This is a genomic window from Cellulomonas septica (assembly GCF_012396155.1).
GTDB classification, from domain to species: domain Bacteria; phylum Actinomycetota; class Actinomycetes; order Actinomycetales; family Cellulomonadaceae; genus Cellulomonas; species Cellulomonas septica.
Map to the genome: position 1 here is coordinate 1 of NZ_JAAXOY010000272.1, position 4,498 is coordinate 4,498.

The window sequence follows — 4,498 nt, forward strand, 5'->3', positions numbered from 1 at the left end:
GGTCCCGGTGCCCGAGCCGCCCGTCGCCGGGTCGTGCGAGCCGCCGGTCGGCGCGTCGGTGCCGCCCGTGGTGCTGCCCGGGGGACGCGTGGTGCCGCCGTCGAGCAGGTCGTCGGCGCCCGAGCCGGTCCCGCCGGGGGTCGTGTCGTGCACGGGGTTGCCGTCGGTCCCGACGAGCTGGTGCTCGGGGACCTTGACGGGCTCGGGCACGTCGGCGCCGGTGGTGCCGCCCACGTCGACGCGGTCGGGGTCGCGGACGGGGATGTTCGAGCCGAGGTCGTCGCCGAGGTTGGTCGGGACGTCGTCGAGCGTGGTGCCGACGTCGGCGACGTCGATGTCGATCGCCTTGCCGAGGTCGTCGACCATCTTCATGTTGGTCAGCAGGTCGCCGAGCTTGGGCAGCGCGCCGACGCCCTTGAGGCCCAGCGAGATGGGGTCGACGAACTCGAGGACGCGCGCACCCTTGCTGAGCCACGACGAGACGCGTGCGGCCTTGCCCGCGGCGCCGGCCGCCGTGGCCGCGCCCTTCGAGCCGGACACCGCCGCGCCGGCGGGGATGAAGATCGTGGCGACGTTGAAGATCGCGCCGCCCGCGGCACGACTGGGGTCGTCCTCCCAGGTGTCCCACGAGATGAGGCCCTTGCCGAGCCCGAGCCACGCGTTGCCGGCGTTGCCCCAGGACCACTCGCCGTCGGCGTAGCCGATGAGGCCGCCCATGCCGACCCAGGTGGTCTTCATGGTGTCCCACGACCAGGACCAGTCCTTGATGCCGACGAGCTGGCCGAGGCCCACGACGGTGCCCCACAGGCCGTCGACGACGACGCCGTCCCACACGAAGCGCTTGACCTGCACGGCCGCGGACTTCGGGCAGTGGTCCTTGCGCTCGACCTCCGACCCCCACGGCATCGCCGCGTCGGTCGGGAGGGAGTCGAGGCCGTAGCCGAGCGGGTCGTCCTCGCCCGTCATCGCGTGCCACGGCTCGGCGCCGTACAGCGCGCGGATCGCGTTGGCGCAGGTCCGCTCGGCCTCCCAGAGCTTGACCTGCTCCGCGTTGACGCGGGACACGAGCGCCGTGTTCTCGTCGACCAGGTCCTGGTCGTACTCCCACTCGGCGTTGGACGCGATCTTGCTGCGGAACGCGTACGCGTCGCTCTTGACGGCGGCGAGCGAGGCCTTGATGGGCCGGATGGCCTCCGCGTACGTCTTGAGCGCCGCCGCGACCTTCTCGACGTCGTCGCCGAACTGGCGCGACTTGGTCTCGACGGGGTCCATGACGACGAACAGCGTGCTCGCCTCGGGCGCCTCGTAGTGCCCGGCCAGGCCGCGCCACTTGTTGAGCGCGTCGGCCCCGTGCTCGCGCACGGAGGCACCCTGCGCCGACAGCCCGTCCGCGGCGGCGATGAGGCCGTCAGGGTCGAGGTCGGCGCCGGGGATGGCGTACGGGTTGATGCCCGAGGCGTAGCACTGGTCGGTCACGGAGTCGGCACCTGGAAGGTCGGGGCGTTCGCGCCGGTGCACGACGCCGCGGCGGACTGCTGCTGGGCTGCCATCGTCTCGTCCCCTTCGAGGTACCACCGCGTCGCCGCGGCGGCGCCACCGACGGACGCGTTGATGCGGTTGCCGATCGCCTCGAGCGTCGGCTTGTGGTGCTCGAAGAACCCGGCGATCGCGTCGCCGATGATCGGGGAGTTACCGGCCGTCACCGCGGACTCGGCCTTGCCCGGCATGGCCTGGACGACGCTCGACAGGAGCTCGGCGACGGTCCCCACCTTGGTGAGGACGTCCTGGACCCCGGCCGGTTCGATGTGCCACTTCGTCACGGCGTCAGCCGATCGCGTCGACGGCCGCCTTGGCCTTCTTCAGCGTGTCCTGCGCCGTGGCGTCGTTCTTCTCGAGCGCGCCGCGGAGCGTGCGGATGATGGTGCGGACCTCGCCGGCGACCCGGTTCCAGCGGGCCTCCTTGGCGGCGTACTCCTCCGAGACGCCCGACGCCTGGTAGTCGGCCATGGCCGTCTTGACGTCGCGGTCGCGCGCGTCGATCAGGGCCTCGAGGCGCTGCGCGACGGCGTTGAAGTTCTCCTGCGCGGTCGTGGACGCGCCCAGGTCGAAGTCCCGACGGTCGATGCTGTTGCCGCTCATCGCTCTCCCCCTCAGCCCTTCGCCGAACCGAAGCGCGCCGCGTCGAAGGCGGAACCGCCCTGCGCGGCCTGCGTCTCGTCGGCCATCTGCAGGTCGCCCTCGCCGAACGACCGGTCCATGCCGCCGATGCCCTGGAGCACCGAGGCGAGGGCGCCGTTGAGGTCGACCGCGATGCGGTCCGTCTCGCCCTTGAACTTGTCGAACGCCGCACGACCGGCGCCGTTGAACTTGCCCTGCAGCGGCTCGGCGGCCGCCGCCAGCTGACGCACCAGCGCGCCGAGGTCCTCGTTCGACGACGACGTCTTCTTCGTCAGCGTCGAGAGGACGTCGGATCCCATCGCGAACTTCACATCAACCCCCTCGCGGTTCGGCGTCCCCGGACAGGACGACCCGAGCATCCTGCCAGGAACCGGACGGACCGGCGTTCCCCTCGTCCACAGGAGCGGACAGAACCACACGTACGGGTGCCTTGGGCACGTGTGGCGACGAGTGCCTCAAGCACCTTGCTAGCACGGACCCCCGACACACCGCAGCCCGGGACCGCCCGATTCACCCGCGGGCGTGCCGGCGGCGTCAGTCGCGCGCCGTCAGGACGATCGTGCCCTCGGGCGTCAGGGCCACCGTGTGCTCCGCGTGCGCCGCGAGCGACCCGTCCGCGGTGCGGATCGTCCAGCCGTCGTCGTCGATCACGTAGTCGTCGCCGCCCGCCATGAACCACGGCTCGATCGCCACGACGAGACCGGCCTTGAGCCGCACGCCCGTGCCCTCGCGGCCGAGGTTCGCGACGTGCGGCTCCTCGTGCATGGTCCGCCCGACGCCGTGGCCGCCGAAGTCGGCGTTGATGCCGTACCCGGCGTCGCGCCCGATGCGGCCGATCGCCGCGGAGACGTCGCCCATGCGCGCCCCGACCCGGGCGGCCGCGATCCCGGCGTCGAGCGCCTGCTCGGTCGTCGCGATGAGGCGCTGCGCCTCGGGCGTCTGCGTGCCGAGCTGGAACGTGAGCGCCGAGTCGCACACCCACCCCTCGACCTGTGCGGCGAAGTCGATGCTCAGCACGTCGCCGTCCTCGAGCACCTGCGCGGACGGCAGGCCGTGCAGCGCGGCGTCGTTGACCGAGGTGCACAGCACTCCCGGGTACGGGATCGCGCCGAACGACGGGTGGTAGCCGAGGTAGACGGAGTGCGCGCCCGCGTCGTCGATCATGCGGTGCGCGTGCGCGTCGAGGTCGAGGAGCGTCATCCCGGGCCGCGCGACGTCGCGCAGCGACTGCAGGACTCCGGCGACGAACCGGCCGGCCGGCCGCATCGCCTCGATCTGGGCGGGGTTCTTGAGGGCCACGGGACCACCTTGTCATGCCGTCGTCGCGACACCGGACCAGGCCGGACGGTCGCACCACCGCCCGACGGGAGCGGGGCGAGCGGCGGCACCGTCGAGAGGCGGCCGGGCAGAGCCGACGGCCACGCGAGCCGTGGCGGAAGGCGTCCGGGCAGGGGACAGCCCGTGGGCCGGACCTGGACGGTCCTGCCGCGGCGGACGAGGTCGCGGCTCCCACGGGCTGCGGTGACTGCCGGAATTCGCTCGCCGCCCCTCGCCGTCTCCGGCGGGAAGGCAACGGGCGGACGTGCAGTCCGTCCCGAGCTGTTCGGGCGACTAGCGGACAGTCACCTCACGCGTCCTGGAAGACTTCATGTTCCGGACCACCTCCTTCCCGTGTGCTGTCGACGCTACGTCGCGTCCGCACGACCGCCAACTCATTTCGCCGCCAGAGAAGCGCCGCGGCTCACGACGTCCACGCGGCGAGATCCCAGTCGTCCTCGCGCAGCGCGCGCACCCCGGCGGAGCCGAAGCGGCGCGACCACTCGCGCCCGGTCCGGCAGTCGAGGAACCCGGCGAACATCTCGGTCACGACGCGGTCGCGCACGCGCGACGACGTGACGCACCCGTGCACCGCGGCGTTGTACATGCCGAGCAGCTCGAGGTGCTCGCGGCTGTCGGCGGGGTCGGCGGCGCCGAAGACGGCGTCAAGCACGTCGCGGCGTCCGGCGCGGAGCAGCCACGTGCGGGTGCGCATGGGGTGCAGGCCGGCCATGAGGGCGAGCGCGGGCACGGCTGCGTCGAGGGGCAGCGTGCCGGCGCGGTCGAGGCGCTCGAACGTCCCGAGCACCGCGTCGGGGTGGTAGAGGCCGACGGCGCCGAGCCCGCGCAGGCAGCAGTACCGCCAGCCGGGGTCGGCGTCGGGGCGCAGCCACTCGTCGAGCACGTCGAGCGACGTCCCGGTCGCGGCGCACGCGAGGCCGAGCGGCACGAAGACGAGGTGCCGACCGCCGAGCGGTCCGGCGGCGGCGTGCTCGTCGTGCGG

The 4,498-nt window shown here is 72.9% G+C and carries 6 protein-coding genes; all 6 read right to left on the minus strand.

The genetic code is table 11. The annotated features are described in order from the left end of the window. Window positions 1-1,476 (minus strand): hypothetical protein (locus tag HGA02_RS11295; protein WP_210728457.1); only part of this gene is annotated, 1,476 nt, incomplete at its 3' end. Further along, a complete protein-coding gene (locus tag HGA02_RS11300) occupies window positions 1,473-1,820 on the minus strand; it encodes a DUF6507 family protein (RefSeq protein WP_168679094.1) in 348 nt (115 codons plus the stop codon). The genes HGA02_RS11300 and HGA02_RS11295, both read right to left, overlap by 4 nt. Before the next feature lie 4 nt (window positions 1,821-1,824). Next, window positions 1,825-2,139, minus strand: coding sequence for a pore-forming ESAT-6 family protein (locus HGA02_RS11305; RefSeq protein WP_162353470.1), 315 nt, complete (start codon window positions 2,137-2,139; stop codon window positions 1,825-1,827). 11 nt (window positions 2,140-2,150) lie between these two features. Next, window positions 2,151-2,477: a hypothetical protein gene (locus HGA02_RS11310; RefSeq protein WP_200829780.1), complete on the minus strand. Its 327-nt coding sequence runs from the start codon at window positions 2,475-2,477 to the stop codon at window positions 2,151-2,153. A gap of 235 nt (window positions 2,478-2,712) precedes the next feature. Beyond that, window positions 2,713-3,477 carry a type I methionyl aminopeptidase gene (gene map, locus HGA02_RS11315; RefSeq protein ID WP_168679095.1) on the minus strand — a complete coding sequence of 255 codons (765 nt, stop codon included), beginning with the start codon at window positions 3,475-3,477 and terminating at the stop codon, window positions 2,713-2,715. A gap of 442 nt (window positions 3,478-3,919) precedes the next feature. Continuing rightward, window positions 3,920-4,498: hypothetical protein (locus HGA02_RS11320; protein WP_168679096.1), on the minus strand; the 579-nt coding region annotated here is incomplete at its 5' end.